Below are 19,696 nucleotides of genomic sequence, written 5' to 3'. Positions count from 1 at the left end.
GTCCCGGCGCGAGGACACCCCGACACGCCGCAAACCGGAGCGGATCACCGCCGCGCGGGCGTCAGGGGCGGGGCAGGGAGTGCGGGGTGAAGCCGTAGGGGAGTTCGAGGCGGTGCCGGGCCAGCAGGTCGGCGTCGCCGAGGATGTCCGGCGTCGGGGCGTCGGCGACGATCCGGCCGGCGTCCAGGATGACCGCCCGCTCGCAGAGCTCCGCCGCGTACGGCAGGTCGTGGGTCACCATCAGCAGGGTCACCGGCAGGCCGCGCAGGATCTCCGCCAGTTCCCGCCGGGCGGCCGGGTCGAGGTTGGACGAGGGCTCGTCGAGCACCAGGATCTCCGGGCGCATGGCGAGCACGGTGGCCACCGCCACCCGACGCCGCTGGCCGAATGAGAGGTGGTGCGGGGCCCGGTCCCGGTGCTCGCTCATCCCCACCGCGGCCAGCGCCTCGTCCACCCGCTCGGCCAGCTCCGCCCCGCGCAGCCCCAGGTTCGCCGGGCCGAACGCCACGTCCTCGGCGACCGTGGGCAGGAAGAGCTGGTCGTCCGGGTCCTGGAAGACGATGCCCACCCGGCGCCGTACCTCGGCCAGCTCGGCCCGGTCCCGGCTCACCGTCAGCCCGCCGACGCTGACCGTCCCCTCGGTCGGGGTGAGGATGCCGTTGAGGTGCAGCACCAGCGTGGTCTTGCCGGCGCCGTTCGGCCCGAGCAGGGCCACCCGCTCGCCGCGCGGCACCCGCAGGTCCACCCCGGCCAGGGCGAGGTGACCGTCCGGGTACGCGTACCGGACGCCACGAACGTCCAGGGAGGCAGCGGTCTGCACGTACCCGATCATGTCAGGACGACGGCGGTGGCGGCGATGGAGACCGCCACCAGCGGCACGGTCGCCGCGGCCAGCCACTGCCCGGCGGTCGCCGCGCCCGCGCCCTGACAGACCGCCGGCATCCGACCGGAGTAGCCCCGCGACACCATCGCCAGGTAGACCCGCTCACCGCGCTCGAAGGCGCGCAGGAACAGCGCACCCACCCCGGCGGCGAAGCCGCGCAACTGCCACAGGAAACGCGGGTCGTCGCCCCGGGACACCCGGGCCACCCGCATCCGGCGGGCCTCGCCGACCAGCACGTCCAGGTAGCGCAGCATGAACGTGGCGATCTGGGTGATGATCTGCGGGCAGCGCAGCCGGTCCAGGCCGAGGATCAGGTCCCGGGTCGTCGTGGTCCCGGCCAGCAGGAGCGACGCGAGTACGCCGAGGGTGCCCTTGGCGACGATGTTCCACCCGCCGTACAGGCCGTCGACGGAGAGGTCGAGCCCGGCGACCGGCACCCGCTCCCCCGCGCCCACAAACGGCAGCGCGAACGCGAACAGCACGAACGGCAGCTCGATGGTGGCGCGTAGCAGCAGCCAGCGCAGCCCCACCCGGGCCAGCCCGGCGACCCCGGCGACCAGCAGCGCGTACCCGCCGAAGGCCCAGAACGCCTCGCGCGGGGTGGCCACCACGGCGAGCGTGAAGAGCACCATCGCCGCGATCTTCACCTCGGGGGCGAGCCGGTGCACCGGGGAGGCGACGTCCCGGTAGAGCACGTGCGCGTGTCCCGCGCCCATCCGCGTACCCCTGCTCAGCCGGTGGTGCCGGCCGGCTGCCGGTCCTCGCGCGCGGCGCCGTCGGCGTCGTCGGTGCCGGCCGGGCCACGCCGGCGCAGCAGCCAGAAGACGCCGCCGCCGACGGCGAAGGTGAGCAGCACGCCGAGCACGCCGGAGAGACCGGTGGAGAGGAAGGCGTTGTCGACGCCCCGGACGCCGTAGTCGGCGAGCGGGCTGTCGGCCAGTTCATGGTCCTTGGCCTGCTGCGCCGGGCAGGAGCCACCGGTGATCTCGTGGTCGGCGTTGACCGTGCAGCCCTCGAGCAGGGAGGAGTCCAGCCCGTCCGGGTGCGACGAGGCGTAGTTGCTCACCACTCCGGCGAGCAGGAGCGCGACCAGCAGGCCGACCCCGACGAAACCCCAGGAACGCTTCCTCACCGGACACCTCCGACAGCCGGAACGGGCGCCGGCGTGGCCGGCTTCAGGGCGCGCAGCGCGTACACCAGATCGGGCCGGACCTTCGCGACGGTGACCACGGTGGTCGCGGTGATCAGGCCCTCGCCGATGCCGATCAGCAGGTGGACCACGCCCATGGTTCCGGCCAGGCCGGTGATGTTGCCGCCCAGGTCGGTGGTGCCGCCCAGCCAGTACTGGACGACGAAGCCCTGGGCCGCGACCACCACGCTGAGCAGCGCGGCGACGAACGCGGTCGCCCCGAGCCCGGCCGGGGTCCGCGGCAGCACCCGCAGCAGCCCGGCGATCAGCAGGTACGCCGCGGCGGTGCCGAGGATCGCCATGTTGGTGATGTTCAGCCCGAGCATCGCGACGCCACCGTCGCCGAAGACCAGGGCCTGCACGACCAGCACCACCGCCACACAGAGCGCGCCCACCCAGGGGCCGACCAGCATGGCGGCGAGCGCGCCGCCGAGCAGGTGACCGCTCACCCCGGCGGTGAAGATCGGAAAGTTGAGCATCTGCACGGCGAAGATGAACGCGGCGACCAGGCCGGCCATCGGGGCCAGCCGGTCGTCCAGGTCCTGTCGGCCGCGCAGCACGCAGAAGGTCAGCGCGGCGAGCGCGACGGCCGCGAAGATGCCCGCCACGGGACCGTTGATGATCCCGTTCGAGATGTGCATCGCCAGGGTTTCCACACGGCGCAGCCTATTTGGCAGACCTCGTTGTTGCCAAGGCTTGGCAACAAGCCATGTTCTTGATCACCACGGGCCGGGCGCGTGCCGTCCACCACCACCCGCAGCGGCGGTAAGGTCGCTGCCATGACCGCGCCCGACCGCCTCGCCCCCGGCGACCCCGCCCCCGACTTCACCCTGCCGACCGACACCGGCGAGACGCTCTCCCTGGCCGACCTGCGCGGCCGCCGGGTCGTCCTGTACGCCTACCCGGCCGCGATGACGCCCGGCTGCACCAAGCAGGCGTGCGACTTCCGCGACTCGCTCGCCTCGCTCCAGGCCGCCGGTTACGAGGTCGTCGGCATCTCCCCGGACAAGCCCGCCAAGCTGGCGAAGTTCCGCGAGCGCGACGCGATCACCTTCCCGCTGGTCGCCGACGCCGACAAGACGGTGCTCACCGCCTACGGCGCGTACGGCGAGAAGCGGATGTACGGCCGGACGGTGACCGGGGTGATCCGCTCGACGTTCGTCATCGACCCGGACGGGAAGATCGAGCGGGCGTTCTACAACGTCAAGGCCACCGGGCACGTGGCCAAGCTGCGCCGGGACCTCGGCCTCGACTGAGCTTGTCGGACCCCGTCACTACGGTCCGTGCGTGGTCCGATACAGATACACCCCGGAGACGCTGGCCGAGGCGGCCGCTGCCGCGCACTCCATCGCCGGCGTGATGCGGCTGCTCGGCGTGCGCATCAGCGGTGGGTCGCATGCGCACATCAGCCGGCAGTTGAAGCGGTTCGGCATCGACACGTCGCACTTCACCGGCAGCGCACACAACAAGGGACGCCGCAGCGAACGGCGGACCACCTCCTCCCAACTGCTGGTGCGTCTGCCGCAGGGTGCCCGGCGCACACCGGGGACCCGGTTGAAGTGGGCGCTGGGCGACATCGGCGTCCCCGAGGAGTGCGAGGAGTGCGGCATCGGGCCGACGTGGCGGGGCCGCCCGCTGATCCTGCACGTCGACCACATCGACGGCGACTTCCTCGACAACCGTCCTCCGAACCTGCGGCTGCTCTGCCCGAACTGCCACAGTCAGACAGCCACCTACGCGGGGCGCAATCGTGGCCCGGCGACACCGCCGACCAACGTTCCGGCAACGCCACCCCGGCCACCGCCCCCCTCACGCCGGAGGCCGTGGCAGATCTGATCAGACAGGTGGAGGCCGGTGCCCTCCGCCCGGTCGACGCGGCGAGGAGGATCGGCTGTCACCGCAGCCACCTTCCGCGTCTTCGCCGACGACTCGCCACCACCGGCGGGGTCGCCCCCGCGCCCCGACAGGCTTCCCGACCAGCGCCGGGGTCACCGCAGCACGAGACGGTGGTGCGGTACGCCCTGGCGAATCCCACGCTCGGTCCGCGCAAGCTGGCCGGCATCATCCGGGCTTCGTCGGGCGGCGAATGCGTGGTCAGCCACGGCACGGTGTCGAACATCCTGCGACGAGCAGGGCTGCACACCGTTTCGGCGCGACGCTCTAGACTCAGCGAGTCGGCGGGAGTGGCGTAACGGCAGCCGCGCGGGCCTTAGGAGCCCGTGTCCGAGAGGACGTGGGGGTTCGAATCCCCTCTCCCGCACCAGCTCCACACTGTCGGTCGCGTCACGATGGCGAGCCCACGCCGCGCCCCTTCGTCAGGATGGCGGGCGTGAGTCTGCGTTTCGTCCTCGACCCCGACCTCACCCCTGACCTGCGCGCGCGGATCGTCGAGCTCTGGGTCGACGTCACCAACGCCGGCGGCGCGGTCGGCTTCGTCGCCCCGGTCACCGCCGCCGAGGTACGTCCGTTCGCCGAGCGGACCCTCGCCGAGATCACCGACGGGCCGGACCGGCTGCTCGTCGGGTACGAGGGCGAGCGGCTCGTCGCGGTGCTGATCTTCGCGGACAACCGGTTCCACCTGAAGACGCACTGGGGCACCCTCAAGCGGGTGATGGTCCACCCCGACACCCAGGGCCGGGGCTACGGCCTCGACCTGATGCGGGAGGCCGAGCGCCGCGCCCCGGAGCTGGGCTGGCGGGCGCTGCACGTGACGGTCCGCGGCGGGCTGGGCCTGGAGAGGTTCTACGGGCGGCTCGGGTACCGGGAGGTGGGGCGGTTGCCGGGCGCGCTGCGGGTGGCGCCCGGCGACGACCGCGACGAGATCTTCATGTGGCGGGACCTGGACGAGCCGACCGGCTGACGGTCAGCCGCCACCGGCCGCGCCGGCCGGCTCCACCGGTGCCACCGCAGGCGAGCACGACCGGCGGCGAGGCACCCGCGGATCCGGCGTCGGTACGGGCGGCGCAGGTCCATCCCCGATCGTGACCTGGGCCGCCGCTGTCACCAGGCCACGCCGATGCCGTCGCCGGGATACCAGTGCTCGCGCGGGGTCTCCCGGTAGGCGAGGAAGCGCCGGCCGGTGCGCTCGGCGTGGGCGGCGAGCACGTCGGTGGCGGTGACGTTGTCGGTGAGCAGCATCGCCCCGGGGGCCAGCTTCGGCTCGATCGCCTCGAACTCACGCTTCTCGTGCGCCCGGCTGTGGTCGCTGTCGTGCAGGAACAGGTCGACCGGGCGGTCCAGCGCGGTGATGGAGGCGATCGAGTCGCCGATGACCAGGTCCACCACCTCGGACCAGGGCGCGGTGCGGGCCAGGTAGCCGGCCTCGGGGTTGATGTCCAGCGAGGTGAGCCGGCCGGGGTGCCCCTCGTCGGCGTTGCGCAGCAGGGCGGCGGCGAGCACGCAACTGCCCAGCCCCTTGTCGACGCCGGTCTCCACCACGTGCGCGGGACGAGTGGCTCGGACGATGGCGTACCAGCCGATGCGGCGGGCGTACCGGACCTGCCGGTCGGCCAGGCCGCGGCGCGCGGACCCGGCGGTGGCCCGCTCGATGTGGCCGCGCAGCGTGTCGTCGGACTCGATCTCGTCGAGATAGGCGCGGACCTGCTTGATCGGCACGTCGCAGACGACGCTGACGAACCAGGCGAGGTGCTGCCGGCTGAGCTTCGTCAGGTCGTAGGTGTAGTTGTGGTGCTCGCGGGAGGTGAAGAGCCACCGGGTGGTGGTACGGATGACCTTGGCGTCGTGCCGGGCGACGCGGGCGAGCCGCTTCGGGAAGGCGGCGACCGGCGCGAGGCGGGTGCGGGCGATGGCCCGGCGAAGCGTCGTTGCGTCCACGCGGAGGTTTTACCAGGCGAAGGTGAAGAACGGCGAGGAAAAGTTGGATTCACCGATCGGGTGGGCCGGAATGACCGTCCGGACGAGGGTCCCCGTGCACGAACGTGAATCAGTAGCATCGCGGCCATGTCAGATCGCCAGCAGCTCGCCGACGTCGAATCGCACTCCCCCGGGTCCGAAGAGGACGTCGACGGTGGCCGGCCCTCTGCTCCGGCGCCGCGTCGCCGTCGCGGCCGGCGGATCGCCCTGATCGTGCTGCTGGTGCTGGCGCTGCTGGGCGGCGGTGGTGTCCTCGCGGGAGGGTTGTACTACCGCTCCGTCAACTCCTCCATCGATCGCGTCGACGCGTTCCAGGACGTGCCCCGGGAGTCCCGCCCCCAGGCCGTGGCGGAGGCTCAGGGCGCGATGAACATCATGATCCTGGGCAGCGACTCCCGGGACCAGGAGAACAGCTCCGGTTCCCGGAGCGACACCATCATCCTGGCCCATCTGACCAAGGACCGGTCGAGTGCCCAGCTCATCTCGATCCCTCGGGACACCTGGGTGCACGTGCCCAGGTCGAAGAGCGGACACGGCGGCAGGGACGCCAAAATCAACGCGGCGTACGCGTGGGGTGGCGTCCCGCTGATGGTCCAGACGGTGGAGAAGTTCACCGGAGTCCGCATCGACCACGTGACGATGGTCGACTTCGCCGGATTCAAGGAGATCGTCGACGCGCTGGGCGGCGTCGAGGTCGATGTGGAGAAGAGCTTCACCACGAAGTACTCGCTCCATCCGAGCGGCAGCCGGACCTTCGAGAAGGGTCCGCAGACCTTGGACGGGGCGGCCGCACTGGACTACGCGCGCGAGCGGCACGCCTTCGCCGACGGCGACTTCGCCCGGATCCGGCACCAGCAACAGGTGATCAAGGCGATCCTGGACAAGGCCGCCTCCGGTGGCGTGCTGGCCAGCCCCGGCAAGTTGAACTCTTTCATCAAGGCCACCACGAGCGCCGTCGCGGTGGACGAGTCATTGTCCCTCGTGGACCTGGCCATGAAGCTGCGTCACCTGCGCAGCGGCAACCTCGAGTTCTTCACCTGCCCCACCAAGGGGACGGGCCGGGTCGGCACCGAGAGCGTCGTGTTCGCCGACACGGCGAAGGCCAGGAAGCTCTTCGACGCGGTCCGCCGAGACTCGGTGTCCGAGATCGTGGCCGCCGGAAAGTAGGACGGTGAATCGGCTCCCCGGCTCTGGCGACACTTCTGACGTACTCGTATCCTTCGATCGCCCCGGCGTTTCACTTCTGGCCAGGGTTCGTCACGGGGGAGGACCGACCATGTCACGCCTACCGGCGTCAGGTCATCCTGCTGCGACCACGACCCACCTCGACGAACGATCGCAGCAGTCGGCGCAACCGCAGGGTGACCGGACCGGCGGCGAGGAAGTTCCGGCGCGCATTCCTCCTGTCCCACGGGCCGCCGAACCGCCGGCCGCCGCCGAGCCGCGTGCCGGCCTCGACACGACCGCGGTCCTGCCGTACGCCGGCTCCCGGACCTCGAAGCGGACGCGCCCGCTCCGGGCCTGGATGATGATCGCTCCCCTCGACGTCATCGCACTGCTCACCCCGCTGCTGGTGACCCAGAACCACTGGCGCGGGACCCTGGTCAACGCCGGCCTCACGGTGGCGCTCTTCACCACGGGCGGGCTCTATCGGCCGCGCCGCCACGTCAGCTTCCTGGACGAACTACCCGGCCTCGGCGGCCGGCTGCTGGCATCCGGTGCGGTGGTGGCCATCATCGCGGCCGAGCGTCACGACGCGGTGGCGTACGTCAGCGGGTTCATGCAGGGTGTGGCGTTGTCCGCCGGCCTGGTGGTGGTCGGCCGTGCGTTCAGCCGCAAACTCCTCCTCGTCGCGCGCAAGCGTCGATGGGTGGAGCACAACGCCATCATCATCGGCAGCGGTCCGATCGGCGTCGAACTCGCCCGGCTGCTGCGGCGCTACCCGCAGTACGGGCTACGGTTCGTCGGTTGTGTCGACGTCGCCTCGCGGCAGGGTGCCGGGGCGCTCCCCCTGATCGGCACTCTCGGCGACCTCGAACAGCTCACCAGCATGCTGGACTGCGAGGTCCTGGTCATCGCCGACCCGGACTGCCCGGAGTCGACCCTGATGGAGATCCTGCTCCAGCCGGCCAGTTCGCGCTGCGACCTCTGGGCGGTGCCCCGCCTCTGGGGTTCCCGGTCCCATGGTGGATATCCCGACCACGTCGGGGCCTTCCCCATCGTCAAGATCGGCGACATCACGCTGTCCGGACCACGGTGGGCGGTGAAGCGGGCCTCCGACGTGGTCATCGCCGCACTGGCGCTGATCGTGCTGAGCCCGCTGCTTCTGCTCTGCGTGGTGGCGACGTTCCTCGAAGGTGGCCGGGGCGTCTTCTTTCGTCAGGAGCGGATCGGCCGGTACGGCAAGCCGTTCAAGGTCATCAAGTTCCGGTCGATGCGCCCGGTCGACGAGCACGAGTCGCAGACCACCTGGTCCATCGCGCATGACCAGCGCGTCGGGCCGATCGGGCGGTTCCTGCGCCGGACGTCGCTGGACGAACTGCCGCAGCTCTGGAACATCCTGCGCGGCGACATGAGCGTGGTGGGGCCCCGGCCCGAACGGCCGTACTTCGTCGAGAAGTTCTCGGTCGAGTACCCGAACTACGCGATGCGCCACCGGGTGCCCGTCGGACTCACCGGACTTGCGCAGGTCAGTGGCCTACGAGGGGACACGCCGATCTCCGACCGGACGAGGTTCGACAACTACTACGTCGAGAACTGGTCGCTCTGGCTCGACATCAAGATCGTGCTTCGCACCGTTGCGGAGGTCTTCCGCGGTGGTGGGCGATGACCCAGCTCGGCACGGGCTCGCCCGTCCGGACCGACGTGTCGCCGGCCGATCCCGCCGACTCGTCAGGCCCCGGCCGGAAACCGTCCCCCGGGCACCGGTCGGCCCAACTACTCCGGCGGCTCGGCGCGCCCGAACATCTCTACCTCGCCGCTCTCGGCCTGACGGGCCTCGCGGCGGTCACGTCGGTGACCCTCCCCGCAGCGGAGCGCGGCGAGCTGGCCGCGAACATGGTGAGCGCGACGCTGGGCGCGGCGGTCGGCGGGCTGTCGCTGGACACGTTCCTGCTGTCCCGTCCGGCCGGGTGGGTCGTCTCCCGGGGCCGGACCTGGGTCCTCACGATCCTCGGGGTCTCGGTGCTGCTCTCCGCCGGCGCCGCCGCCCTGCTCACCACGGTGGCCGGAGTCGGTAGTCACCTGGTCGGCGTGGGAGCCGCCGCAGGCCTGACCGTCTTCAACACCGTGTCGTCGTTCGCGCTGCGGCGCAGGAGCTTCCGGCTCGTCTACTCGATGCGGGCCGCGAGCGGGGCGGTCCTGGTGGGCGGTTACGCCGCCCTCTATGCCGCCGGGCAGCTCGACGGCGGGCGGTGGAGCCTGGTCTGGCTCGGCGTGCAGTGGCTCAGCGCGCTGGTGGTGTGCGGGCTGGTGCTGGGAATGGTCCGGCGGCACGGGTTCGGCCCGGCGCCCACGGCCACCCGGTCGGACTACCGCGCCGACGTGCTCGCGGCGGGCAACCTGCACGTCGGGATCTTCGCGCAGATGATGACGCTCCGGTTCAACCAGGTCCTGGTGGCCAGGTTCGCCGGCGCCGGTCCGCTCGGCGTCTACGCCCTGGCCGTCGCGGCGTTGGAGTTTGCACAGGCCGGTGCCGTGGTACGTGCGCAGCGCATCCTTGCCGACCGCGACGGCGCGGACGGGCCGGACCCGACGAGAGCGGTGGTCAGGGCCGCCCTGCCGATCGCCGTGGCCGCCGTCGTCGGACTCGCCGTGCTGGGCCTCGTCCAGCCGGAGTACCGGCACGCGTGGCTCCTGGGTCTGCTCCTTCTGCCGGGCTCGCTGGCCACGGCGGCCGGGAAGAGCTGGAGTGCCCTGCTGTTGAAGCGACGGGGCGAGAAGGCGACCACCGTCGTCGCCCTCGTCACCGTCGCGGTGGCGGTACCTGCGTACGTCGGGATCATTCCCTGGGCCGGAGTGGTCGGCGCGGCGATCGTTTCCTCGCTCGCCTACGCCGTACACGCCCTTGCGTCGAGAGCGAGCCTGCGACGAGCGCAGCCGCCGAGTCATGGAGCGGTGTGACATGGATGTCTCGATTGTGGTCCTCGCCTGGGAGGACTTCGAGCGGACCCGCGCCTGCGTCCGGTCGCTGCCGAGCGCGGCGGAGATCGTGGTCGTGGACAACGGCAGCTCGGAGGAGATCCGGCAGGCGTTGAGCGGATTCTGCGCCCAGCAGGGCGTCCGGTACGTCCAGTCCGGTTCGAACCTGGGGTACGCCAGAGGGATGAACCTCGGCGTGCGCCACACGAGCAGGGCGAACGTCATCCTCTCCAACAACGACATCGTCGTGCACGACGATGCGGTGGCCCGCCTGCTGGCCGCTCTCGCCGATCCCGCGGTGGGTGCGGCCTTCCCCGCCGTGGTGACACCGGAAGGCGTGCCGCAGACCGAGGGCGGGCGGTTCCTGACCATGCGGGTCGGGCTCGCCCACGCAACCGGGCTGAGCCTGGTGGCGCCACGCCTGCGGATCGTCGCGCCGCCGGAAGAGGCGGACTGGCTGACCGGGCCCTTCGTCGCCCTGCGCCGCAGCACCTTCGACACCATCGGCGGGGTCGACGAGACGTCCTTCTTCTACTCGGAGGACATGCGGCTGTGCTGGGCCCTGCGCCAACAGGGCCTACGGCTGGCGTACGTGCGGGAAGCCGTGATCATGCACGAGGACGACGCGACGGCCAGGCGCCGCTGGTCCGAAGAGGAAATCTCCCAGCGGCGTACCCGGGAGTTCATCCGGGCGAGCCGGGACACGGGGGGCCGGCGCGCCCGCGTCGCCGCGACGGCGTACGTCTGCGGGACGCTGCTGCGGGCGGCCGTGGGCGGCAACCCGGTCCGCCGTGCCATCGCGCGCGGCGCGGTCGAGGGGCTGCGTGCCTCGTGAAGGTGCTGTTCGTCTGCACCACGGGTGGATCCGGACGCCGGCAACTCGGTGGCGCGGAACGGATCCTGACGGAGATCATCCCGGCGCACGCCCGGACGGGCGTGGAGGTGGTCGCCGCCACCTCGGACGACGAGGTGGGCGGGGCGTTGCGCGAGGCCGGGGTGCCCTGGGTCGGGCTCAGCGCGGCCGGCCGGATCGACCTGTCCTATGTGCGGCAGATCCGTCGCCTGGTGCGCGAGGTCAGGCCGGACGTGGTCTGTGCCCATCTACTCTCGGCGGCGATGCACGCGCGGGCCGCGCTGAGCACGGAACGCCCGCGAACCCCCCTCGTGGTCACCCTGCACAACAGCCTCTGGCAGTACCGGGACGCCGCCGCATCACTTCAGCAGAAGGCCGTCGTCCAGTCCAACATCACGCTGGACCTGGCCATGCGCCGGCTGCGGCCGCACGCGACCGTCGCGGTCTCCGAGTTCGAGGCCGCCGAGCTGCGCGAGCGTGGCCGGGTCGAGGACGTCCACTTGATCCCGAACCCGCTGCCGGCCACCTGGCCCGACCCGCAGCCTGCCCGCGCGCCGAGATCCGATCGACGGCCGGTCGTCGGCTATCTCGGCCGATTGGAGAAGGAGAAGGGCGCCGACCTGCTGCCCGAGGTCGCCTCGTGCCTGCCGGACGTGGACTTCGTGGTGGCCGGGGCCGGCTCGCTGCCGATCGCGGCCCGGCCGAACCTCCAACTCGTCGGACGGGTCGCCGCGGCGGAGTTCCTGCAGCGGATCGACTGCCTGCTGGTGCCGTCCCGGGTCGAGTCGTTCGGGCTCAGCGCGCTCGAAGCGCTGTCCCTGGGCGTGCCCGTGGTGCACACCGGGGCCGGCGGTCTCGCGGAGGTCACCCGGCACGCCACCGGAACCCTGGCGTTCCGGGCGGACCTGACGGCCACCGCGCTGGCCGGGGCCGTCCGGGAGGCGGTCCGCCCGGTCGGCTCCACCGACGACCGGCAGCGGGTGGCCCAGTGGTACGCCCGGGAGTACGCCTTCGACCGGTGCGTGGCGCGCTGGCAGAGCCTGTACCGGTCGCTGCGGTGACCAGCGGTCACCCCGATCAGGGAACGGATGAGAGTGGTGCGCGGGTGGCGACAGAGCTGACCATCGTCACGGTGCTGTACCGGTCCGCGGACATGCTCGCCGAGACGCTGCCCACCTGGGTACGCAGCGCCACGGATCTCCCGGTGCGGTTCGTCTTCGCCGACAACTCGCCCGACGACGGGTGCGAGAAGGTCATCGCCACCTGCCTGGACGACGACCGGTACGAGTACCTACCCGACTCGTCGAACGCGGGCTTCGCGGCAGGTTGCAACCGGGCGGTGGCGGTCGCGACCACGAGCCACGTCCTGCTGCTGAATCCGGACGTCTGGTTACCGCAGGACGCGCTGGCCCGCCTCTGCGCCGCCGTCGCGGCGGACCCCGACACCCCCGTCGCGGTCGGCCTGGCCATGCACGGCGGTGAGTACGTCGGCATCGACCTGAACCCGATCTCGCTCTTCGTCGACCGGTCGGCGACCGCGGCGCGGGCCCCCCTGGGTCCGTCGGGCGGCGCGGCGGTCTTCCCCACCGAACTGTTCCGCCGGTTCGGGGGGTTCCACGAGCACCTGTTCGCCTGGGGTGAGGACGCCGACCTCGCGTTCCGGCTCTACGCCTCGGGCCTGCGTACCCGTGGGCTGGATCTCGTGCTGCCGCACGCCGGCGGCCACAGCGTCGAGGGCGACGACCGCCTTCAGGGATTCCGGGCCTTTCTCCTGGCCCGTAACCGGCTCCTGGTCGCGGCGCGGACCCTCACCTGGCCGCTGCTGCTCGTCGCGGTGCCGATCCTGGCGTTGGCGCACGCCGCGCTGGCCGCCCGGCGCGCGCGTCAGGGCCTGCTGCGACCGTTCCTGCGGGGGGTGGGACGCGGCCTGGTGGAGGCGCCGGCCGCCCGCCGGCAGTGGAGAGGCAGCCGGTTCGGCTTCGCCTGCCTGTTCAGCTACCTGACATCTCGGAGAGGCTGATGACGGGACACCCGTGGAGTGTCGTGACGGTCACCTACAACTCGGCGGACACGCTCCGCCGGTGCTGGCGCGGCGCGGCCGAGCCGTACGAGTGGGTGGTGGTGGACAACTGCTCCGCCGACGACTCGGCGGCGGTGGCGGAGCAGCTGGGGGCCCGGGTCATCCGGCTGCCGGAGAACGTCGGGTTCGCCAGGGCGAACAATGTCGCCCTGCGCGAGGTGACCGGGAAGTACATCCTGTTCGCGAACCCGGACCTCGAGATCCGTCCGGACGGCCTCGATGTGCTGCAGCGGTACCTCGACGCGCACGGAGGGCTGGTCGCTCCCCAACTGCTCTCGTCCGAGGGGGTCCCCCAGGCGAACGGTCGCGGCTTTCCCTACGCGACGGCGAAGCTGGGCAACCGGAAGGTCTGGCCGTTGTCCCGCCTGCACGCCTCGTACCGGGTCGTCGCGGAACCGGGCGAGGTGCGCTACGTCGCCTGGGTCATGGGCGCGGCCGTCGCCGGACGCACCGCGGACGTCGTGAAGCTGGGTGGGTGGAACGAGCGCTTCTTCCTCTACTACGAGGACCACGAGCTCGGGCTGCGCGCGTGGCGCGACGGTCTGCCCGTCGCACTGCTCGGCGACGTGCGGTGGATCCACCACTGGGGCCGGGCGACGAACTCGCTGCGCTGGTCCAGGGCGCACAGCCTGGAGTTGCAGAGCGCCAGGACCTTCTTCGGCATGTTTCCCGAGTTCCTGATCGGGTTGCCGCCGGTCGCCCGGCGGCACCGGGCGGCCGCGCGCCTGATCGGGTCGCGGGTGGGGCACCCGCCGGCCACCGGCCAGGGCGAGGCCGTGGTCACCTCCGGCCCCGCCACCGGCGGCTGACCGGCCCGGCTCGGGCGCACCGGCAGGGCGGTCGACGGGACAGACGCCGCCGGCGACTCAGCTCACTGCACGCCCGAGGGGACCGCGCTCTCCTCGCGGGCGCCCTGCGGCGTACGCCGGCGCCACCGTCGCGGGTCCAGTGGCGGTAGCGGCCGGGCCGACAACGACGGGTTGTCGGCAGCGCCCAACGCCACCGCCAGGAGGCACACGGCCACCGCCCCCAACCACAGCCAGACGTCGAAGAAGAAGATCTGGGCCGCGATGCCCACCAGCAGGAGGCGGGCGGGCAGCGACCGGAGCCGCCGGTACAGCACCACCAGCAGCGACAGCAGGCAGGCCAGTCCGATCAGGCCGTAGTTGTACCAGAAGGTCAGGTAGGTGTTGTCGAAGACCTCTGCCTGGCCGTCGCCGATCCCGACATGCTCCAGGTAGCGCACGTTGGCCTCTGGTCCGTTACCGAAGACGACGGTGGACCAGTCCCGGGTGATGCCGTCCCAGACGGCGTTGATGCGGGTGAAGCGCGCGTCCGCGCTGGCCGACCCGATCGGGTCGGAGATCCGTGACCCCGCCACGTCGACCGAGTCGACGGAGCTGGGGGCGGGCGCGGCGGAGCTGGAGGCAGGAGCGGCCGAGCTGGGCACGGGGGCCGCGGAGTCAGGCGCAGGTGCCACCGAACTCGGCGCAGGGGCGGCGGAACCGGGCGCAGGGGCAACGGAACTCGGTGCGGCGGCGCCAGGGGCAGCCACCGAACTCGGTGCAGGAGCCACGGCACCCGGCGCGGGAGCGGCCACGGTCGGCGCCGAGGCGGGAGCGGCGGGCGCCCAGATCGACGGGGCGAACGCGACGGCTGCGTAGGCGATCGCGACGACGGCGACCGCGCTGCCCGCACCGCGCCAGGAGAACGTCCGCCATCGGAGGAGCACCCAGGTGGCGAGGGCGAGGATCATGCCGATCCACGCGCTCCGGGTGCCGGACAGCACCAGTCCGACGAGGTTCGCGGTGAACGGGACGTACCAGAATCTGCCCCGGATGCTCAGCGCGACGAGCGCCATCGCCATGGCGAAGGTCCCGTAGATGATGGGGTGCCCGGAGAGACCCACCGCACGGGTCGCGTCGAAAGCCGAGGTGTAGGTCCAGTGGTACGCGAGCTGATCGAAGATCGGCCAGGTCCGGGACAGGGTCTGGTACTTGGCGAAGACGGCGACGGCGACACTGAACCAGGTGAACGCCTCCGCGATCCGCCTGATCGTCCGTGGATCGCGACGCGCCTCCTCGATGAGGTGCCAGCCCAGGACGCCGAAACACAGCAGGGGCGCGACACCGACGACCACCGGCTTGACGCCGTGCCAGTGGGCGATCCCCGCGAGCACCGCGCACGACGGGAGCAGGAGCGCCGCACCGATCAGCGTCGGCTGCCACCCGTCCCGTTCGGCCCGGAGCAAGCGTCCCCGGCCGGCGAGGAGGAAGAGGACCAGCACCAGGGTGTACGAGGGGTTGGTCGGGTAGCCGAAGTCGATGGTCACCGGGATCGCGAAGGCGATGACGAAGATGGCCCAGGTGATGCGGGCGGGTTCCATCATCGCCCAGCCGAGCAGGGCGCCGACGCCGACGGCGAGCGCGAACGGCCACCCGCCCGCCAGCAGGAGTCCGACCGCCAGCACGACAAGGCCGCCACCGAGGACGAGCGCCCGGCGCTCCACTGACCTGCTCCTGGCAGTCATCACTCGCACCGTGCGATCGTACGGATCAGCCACCACCGATCGACAGTGGGTCTCCGGGCCGGAGCAACCACTGTGGAGCGTTGCCCGTCGGGATGCGGTGGTGGGTTAGGGTGACGCCCGGCCGATCGGCAGTCGGGGTAGGGATCTGCGTGGTTGTACAGCTCGATCCAGCGGGCGTCGCCAGAGCCGACGCGCCGGGGGTCGCCGCGCCGAGGCTCCGCCCGACCGGGTGGGACGCCGCCGCCATCGCCGTGCTGCTGGAACTCATCGCGGTCGTGCACGACGTCACCACGATGCTGACCGCACCGTACTGGGTGGACGAGGCGTGGGTGGCACTGTCCGTGCGGTTCCCGCTCAGCGACCTCCCGGTGACCACGTCGTCGAGCCCGATCGGGTGGAGCTTCCTGCTGCGGATGGTCCCCGACACCGACCACCTGCGGGTGGTGCCGCTCGCGTTCCACGCCCTCGCGGTCGTCGCGGCGTACGCGTTCGGCCGGTCGCTGAGCTGGCCGACGACCGGCCGGGGCGTCGTGGCAGGGCTGGCCTGCGCGGTGGCGGTGCTGCTCCTCCCCGCTCAGCAGGTCCGCCACGACCTCAAGCAGTACACCGCCGACGCCGCCGTCGCAGTGGCGCTGCTCGTCCTGGTCGCGTGGACCGAACAGGGATGGTCCCGGCGGCGCCTCGGGGTACTCACGGCCACGGTCGCGGTGGGGATCCTGTTCAGCCACGTCACGGCGATCGTCGCCCCGTGCGCGTTCGCCGCGTTGTTGCTGACGGCCGCGATCCGGCGGCAGTGGTCCCGGCTCGTCGAGGTGGCTCTGGCCGGACTCAACGCCGGGGTGATCGTGACCGCCGTCTACTTCGGCATCTCCGCCCGGGGGCGGAACGAGGCGATGGAGCAGTACTGGGTGGCCAGCTTCCCCGGGCCGGCGGAACTGCCCGGCTACCTCGGCCGGCAGATCGACACCCTGACGCCGTTGGTGGGTGCCCCCGGGCTGGTCGTTGCCGGCCTGCTCGTCGCCGGCACCCTGACCCTGCTGAGGCGGGGCCGCCCCGCCTGCGCGGTCGCGGTGTCGCTGCTGCCGGTGGCGGCGATGACGTTGGGGGTCGCGGGGCTCTACCCGCTGCTGGAGCTGCGTACCTCGCATTTCCTGCTCGTCATGGCGGCGGCGGTGGCCGGCGTCGGAGTCGTCGGCGTGGCGGACCCGGTGGCCGCGCTGGTCCGCCGCCGGCTGCCCGGTGCCCGGCCCACCATCGTGACCGCAGCGATCTGCGCGATCCTGCTCGGGGCGTTCGGCCTCGGCAACAGCCGCTGGTACCGGTTCGACGGCAACGAATCGGGGCTCTACTACACGGCGGTCGCCGTGACGGACGTACGGTCGGCGACCGAGTACGTGGCCAGGCACCGCTCGCCGAACGACGTCGTCGTCATGAACGACGCCGCCTGGTACGGCTTCGCGTTCTACTCCCACCGGGACGCGATCGAGTTGGTCGCGCCGCACGGCAACACCGTGGGCTGGTGGGTCCGGATGCCCGACCGGTCGGACGTCGTGGTGGTCGGGGGTCAGGACAGCAGGGCCGTCGGCGACGGGCTCCAGCAGGCGGTGGAGTTGGCGGGCCGGCGCGGTGGCGACGCCCGCGTCTGGCTGATCCGCTCCCACCTCGTCGGCGAGGAGGCGAACGCCTGGCGGCAGGCGCTCGCCGACTACCGGGTGGAGCAGGTCACCGAGGGCGTGGAGCCGGTCGCGCTGGTCAGCAGGGGATGACCGACGGCACGGGCAGCGTCCACACTCAACTGCCTCGACGCCACAGATCCCGCAGGGCGTCCCAGTTGCCGGCGACGCCGTCCTTGCAGAGCGTCTCGACGTAGAAGGCGCCGTTCAGGTCGTCGCGGTCCCACCAGACGCCGCAGATCGGCTGGCCACCCTCGTTCTCGAAGGCGTACTCCACATAGTTGCCGGCCGCGCCGGTCACCCCGCCCGTCGTCTTGGCGGCCTCGCGCATCCCGGGTGCCAACGTGCCGCCGGCCAGGTTCAGCTGCTGGCGGTAGGCCCGCGCGGTGTCCTCCTGCTTCTGCCCGGGGTAGAGCGCGAAGTGCAGCCACGCGCCGCCGTAGTGGCAGAACACGTGTCCCTTCTCGTCGGCCGGCAGCTTCGGCGTGCCGGCCTGGCCGTAGACCACGCAGCCGCCGATCCGGGTCAGCCAGGGCTCGGCCAGCGGTGCCAGCTCGCCCTCGAACTTCGCCTTGTTGATGGAGAACTGCGTCGCCTCGTAGGGCGGGAGGGACGTGCTGGCCGACGGCGAGGGCGTGGCGGTCCGCTCGTCGCTGCCCCGGCCGAGGAAGAAGCCCGCGGTGCCGGCGACCAGGGTGAGCACCAGCGCCACGGCGACCGAGATCCAGTCGCGCCGCTTCGGCTCCGGACGCACCGGGGCGATCCGTCGTCCCCCGGACGAATCGAACGGGTCGTGCTGCGGGACGCTGGGCTGCTGCTGGTACGCCGGCGACACCGGCGGCGCGGAGATCTGGTGCGGCGGTGTGGAGATCTGGTGCGGGGGTGTGGAGACCTGGTGCGGGGGCGTCGACACCGGCTGCGGCGCGACCGACACGGGCTGCGCCGACACCGGCGGCGAGGAGACCTGGTGGGGCGGGGTCGACACCGGCGGTGTGGAGACCGGCTGCGGTGGGGCGGAGACCTGCGTCGGGTCGCCCTGCACCGCCCACGGCGCCGGCTGCGACTGCTGCGTCGGTACCTGGAGCATCGCCACGGTGCTGTCCTCGCCCGCCTCCTCGCTGTGGATCTCGTGCCCCAGGGCGAGGAAGAGCCGGTCGGCGCCCGGCCCGTCGGCGGGGTACGCCACCCAGGGCGCGGGCGCGGTGAAGTCGGCGGCCAGGTACGGCCCGCCGCCACCACCCGGAGCGGCCAGCGCGTCGGCCATGCCGGAGAAGGCCTGCCGCCAGGCGGGGTCGTCGGCCACCACGGGTTCGAGCACTGCGACGGTCACCAGCCGGTCCTGCCCGTCGACGGCCCACCAGGCTTTGCCCACCTGGCAAACGCCCATCATCTCGGTGAACCTGTACGGACCGTCCGGCTGCATGCCCCACTCCTCTGCTCACCCGCCGTGCGGATAGTACAGAAACGCCGCCAGTGCGGCGGTCGACGGCATTCCGGGCCGTACCCCGCGCGACCAGCGTCTCCTCCGGTGTGGACCACCGACGGTCGGCGCGGTGTGACCGAACGGGTGGCGGTTGCGTCTGAAAGTTTTCATGCATAGAGTCGCGCCATGAATGACGGAGCCGTCGCCGCACCGCCCGACCGGGTGCTCGACCTGTTCCACGGCGTCCGGCTCACGCCCACCCAGCGCCGCATCGCGCACTGCCTCGTGCAGCACGCCGCCGCCGCGTCGTACCTCTCCGCGGCCGAGGTGGCCGAGCTGGCCGGGGTGAGCCAGCCGTCGGTGACCCGGTTCGCCGTCGCGCTCGGCCACGACGGCTACCCGGCGCTGCGCCGCCGGCTGCGCGAGCTGACCGCCGGCGGGGCGGGCGGCGACGCCGGGGACGGCAACGAGCTCCAGCGGGCGGTCCGCGCCGAGATGGCCAACCTGGACCGGCTCGCCGGCGAGCTGGCCGACCGGGACCGGATCGCCGCCGCCGGGCAGCTGCTGGCGGCGAGCCGCCCGCTGCCGGTGCTCGGGCTGCGTGCGGCGGCGCCGCTGGCCGCGTACTTCGCCTACTTCGCCGCCAAGGTGCATCCGGACGTCCGGGTGCTCGACGACGGCGGCAGCCTGCTCACCGACCGCCTGGAGCAGGCGGCGGCGTCCGGGGCGAGCGCCCTGCTCGCCTTCGTCCTGCCGCGGTACCCCCGGGAGACCTTCGAGGCGTTGCGCGAGGCGCGCGACGCCGGCCTGACCGTGGTGGCGATCACCGACTCACCGGTGAGCCCCGCGACCGAGTACGCCGAGCTGGTGCTGCCCGCCGCGGTCGGCACCGACCTCGTGTTCGACCTGCACACCGCCCCGATGACCCTGGCCATGGTGGTCCTCCAGGCGATCTGCGACGCCTCCCCGGCGGACACGCAGGCCCGCCTGGAGGCGTTCGAGTCGTCCGCCGTCCGTCGCCAGTTGTTCCTCGGCTGAGAGGAGTACCCGAG

General features: G+C 72.2%; 19 protein-coding genes and 1 tRNA gene. 13 read left to right on the top strand and 7 right to left on the bottom strand.

The annotated features are described in order from the left end of the window. Positions 1-61: 61 nt before the first annotated feature. From ACSNN7_RS09485 to ACSNN7_RS09470, 4 genes are read right to left on the bottom strand one after another with little or no spacing between them, the layout of a single operon-like run. Positions 62-832 carry an energy-coupling factor ABC transporter ATP-binding protein gene (locus tag ACSNN7_RS09485; RefSeq protein ID WP_436680301.1) on the bottom strand — a complete coding sequence of 257 codons (771 nt, stop codon included), beginning with the start codon at positions 830-832 and terminating at the stop codon, positions 62-64. Then, positions 829-1,599, bottom strand: a complete 771-nt coding sequence (gene cbiQ / locus ACSNN7_RS09480; protein ID WP_436680300.1) for a cobalt ECF transporter T component CbiQ — start codon at positions 1,597-1,599, stop codon at positions 829-831. Before cbiQ ends, ACSNN7_RS09485 begins: the two co-directional genes overlap by 4 nt. Before the next feature lie 14 nt (positions 1,600-1,613). After that, entirely contained in the window at positions 1,614-2,015 is a 402-nt protein-coding gene (locus ACSNN7_RS09475; protein ID WP_436680299.1) for a PDGLE domain-containing protein, read from the bottom strand. Next, positions 2,012-2,728, bottom strand: a complete 717-nt coding sequence (locus tag ACSNN7_RS09470) for an energy-coupling factor ABC transporter permease (RefSeq protein ID WP_436680298.1) — start codon at positions 2,726-2,728, stop codon at positions 2,012-2,014. Before ACSNN7_RS09470 ends, ACSNN7_RS09475 begins: the two co-directional genes overlap by 4 nt. Before the next feature lie 123 nt (positions 2,729-2,851). Here ACSNN7_RS09470 and bcp point away from each other — a divergent pair, with 123 nt between their 5' ends. The 4 genes from bcp to ACSNN7_RS09450 all read left to right on the top strand — a co-directional run bounded on the left by bcp (position 2,852) and on the right by ACSNN7_RS09450 (position 4,932). Beyond that, positions 2,852-3,328: a thioredoxin-dependent thiol peroxidase gene (bcp, locus tag ACSNN7_RS09465; protein ID WP_436680297.1), complete on the top strand. Its 477-nt coding sequence runs from the start codon at positions 2,852-2,854 to the stop codon at positions 3,326-3,328. Positions 3,329-3,359: 31 nt separating this feature from the next. Continuing rightward, on the top strand, positions 3,360-3,908 hold the full coding sequence (locus tag ACSNN7_RS09460; protein WP_436680296.1) for an HNH endonuclease signature motif containing protein: 549 nt from the start codon (positions 3,360-3,362) through the stop codon (positions 3,906-3,908). 341 nt (positions 3,909-4,249) lie between these two features. Further along, positions 4,250-4,335, top strand: a tRNA-Leu gene (locus ACSNN7_RS09455). Positions 4,336-4,401: 66 nt separating this feature from the next. Beyond that, the gene (locus ACSNN7_RS09450; protein ID WP_436680295.1) at positions 4,402-4,932 is read left to right on the top strand and encodes an N-acetyltransferase family protein; all 531 of its coding nucleotides are present in this window, start codon (positions 4,402-4,404) and stop codon (positions 4,930-4,932) included. Positions 4,933-5,072: 140 nt separating this feature from the next. On the opposite strand, the gene ACSNN7_RS09445 is transcribed toward ACSNN7_RS09450, so the two are convergent. Then, the gene (locus tag ACSNN7_RS09445; RefSeq protein WP_436680294.1) at positions 5,073-5,906 is read right to left on the bottom strand and encodes a class I SAM-dependent methyltransferase; all 834 of its coding nucleotides are present in this window, start codon (positions 5,904-5,906) and stop codon (positions 5,073-5,075) included. 126 nt (positions 5,907-6,032) lie between these two features. On the opposite strand from ACSNN7_RS09445, the gene ACSNN7_RS09440 reads away from it, so the two are divergent. The 7 genes from ACSNN7_RS09440 (at position 6,033) to ACSNN7_RS09410 (ending at position 13,827) form a co-directional block, all read left to right on the top strand. Next, on the top strand, positions 6,033-7,112 hold the full coding sequence (locus tag ACSNN7_RS09440; RefSeq protein WP_436680293.1) for an LCP family protein: 1,080 nt from the start codon (positions 6,033-6,035) through the stop codon (positions 7,110-7,112). A gap of 358 nt (positions 7,113-7,470) precedes the next feature. After that, positions 7,471-8,775, top strand: coding sequence for a sugar transferase (locus ACSNN7_RS09435; protein WP_436680292.1), 1,305 nt, complete (start codon positions 7,471-7,473; stop codon positions 8,773-8,775). A 185-nt stretch (positions 8,776-8,960) separates the two neighbouring features. Then, a complete protein-coding gene (locus ACSNN7_RS09430) occupies positions 8,961-10,067 on the top strand; it encodes a lipopolysaccharide biosynthesis protein (RefSeq protein ID WP_436680291.1) in 1,107 nt (368 codons plus the stop codon). Position 10,068: 1 nt separating this feature from the next. Further along, positions 10,069-10,920, top strand: a complete 852-nt coding sequence (locus ACSNN7_RS09425) for a glycosyltransferase (protein ID WP_436680290.1) — start codon at positions 10,069-10,071, stop codon at positions 10,918-10,920. Further along, a complete protein-coding gene (locus tag ACSNN7_RS09420; protein WP_436680289.1) occupies positions 10,917-11,999 on the top strand; it encodes a glycosyltransferase family 4 protein in 1,083 nt (360 codons plus the stop codon). The genes ACSNN7_RS09425 and ACSNN7_RS09420 overlap by 4 nt, the downstream gene beginning before the upstream one ends. A 44-nt stretch (positions 12,000-12,043) precedes the next feature. Next, on the top strand, positions 12,044-12,958 hold the full coding sequence (locus ACSNN7_RS09415; protein WP_436680288.1) for a glycosyltransferase family 2 protein: 915 nt from the start codon (positions 12,044-12,046) through the stop codon (positions 12,956-12,958). After that, the gene (locus tag ACSNN7_RS09410; RefSeq protein WP_436680287.1) at positions 12,958-13,827 is read left to right on the top strand and encodes a glycosyltransferase family 2 protein; all 870 of its coding nucleotides are present in this window, start codon (positions 12,958-12,960) and stop codon (positions 13,825-13,827) included. The genes ACSNN7_RS09415 and ACSNN7_RS09410 overlap by 1 nt, the downstream gene beginning before the upstream one ends. Positions 13,828-13,889: 62 nt before the next feature. Here the strand turns inward: ACSNN7_RS09410 and ACSNN7_RS09405 are convergent, their stop codons facing one another. Continuing rightward, on the bottom strand, positions 13,890-15,548 hold the full coding sequence (locus ACSNN7_RS09405; protein ID WP_436680286.1) for a hypothetical protein: 1,659 nt from the start codon (positions 15,546-15,548) through the stop codon (positions 13,890-13,892). 149 nt (positions 15,549-15,697) lie between these two features. On the opposite strand from ACSNN7_RS09405, the gene ACSNN7_RS09400 reads away from it, so the two are divergent. Then, positions 15,698-17,314 carry a hypothetical protein gene (locus tag ACSNN7_RS09400; RefSeq protein ID WP_436680285.1) on the top strand — a complete coding sequence of 539 codons (1,617 nt, stop codon included), beginning with the start codon at positions 15,698-15,700 and terminating at the stop codon, positions 17,312-17,314. A gap of 25 nt (positions 17,315-17,339) precedes the next feature. Here the strand turns inward: ACSNN7_RS09400 and ACSNN7_RS09395 are convergent, their stop codons facing one another. After that, complete coding sequence (locus ACSNN7_RS09395) at positions 17,340-18,644, bottom strand: hypothetical protein (RefSeq protein ID WP_436680284.1); 1,305 nt, start codon at positions 18,642-18,644, stop codon at positions 17,340-17,342. Positions 18,645-18,830: 186 nt separating this feature from the next. Between ACSNN7_RS09395 and ACSNN7_RS09390 the strand changes: the two genes are divergently transcribed. Continuing rightward, positions 18,831-19,682 carry a MurR/RpiR family transcriptional regulator gene (locus ACSNN7_RS09390; protein WP_436680283.1) on the top strand — a complete coding sequence of 284 codons (852 nt, stop codon included), beginning with the start codon at positions 18,831-18,833 and terminating at the stop codon, positions 19,680-19,682. Positions 19,683-19,696: the final 14 nt, after the last annotated feature.

The organism is Micromonospora sp. URMC 105 (assembly GCF_051386295.1).
Taxonomy (GTDB): domain Bacteria; phylum Actinomycetota; class Actinomycetes; order Mycobacteriales; family Micromonosporaceae; genus Micromonospora.
Note: the sequence above shows the minus strand (reverse complement) of the source record. Positions and strands in the feature narration are given on the sequence as shown.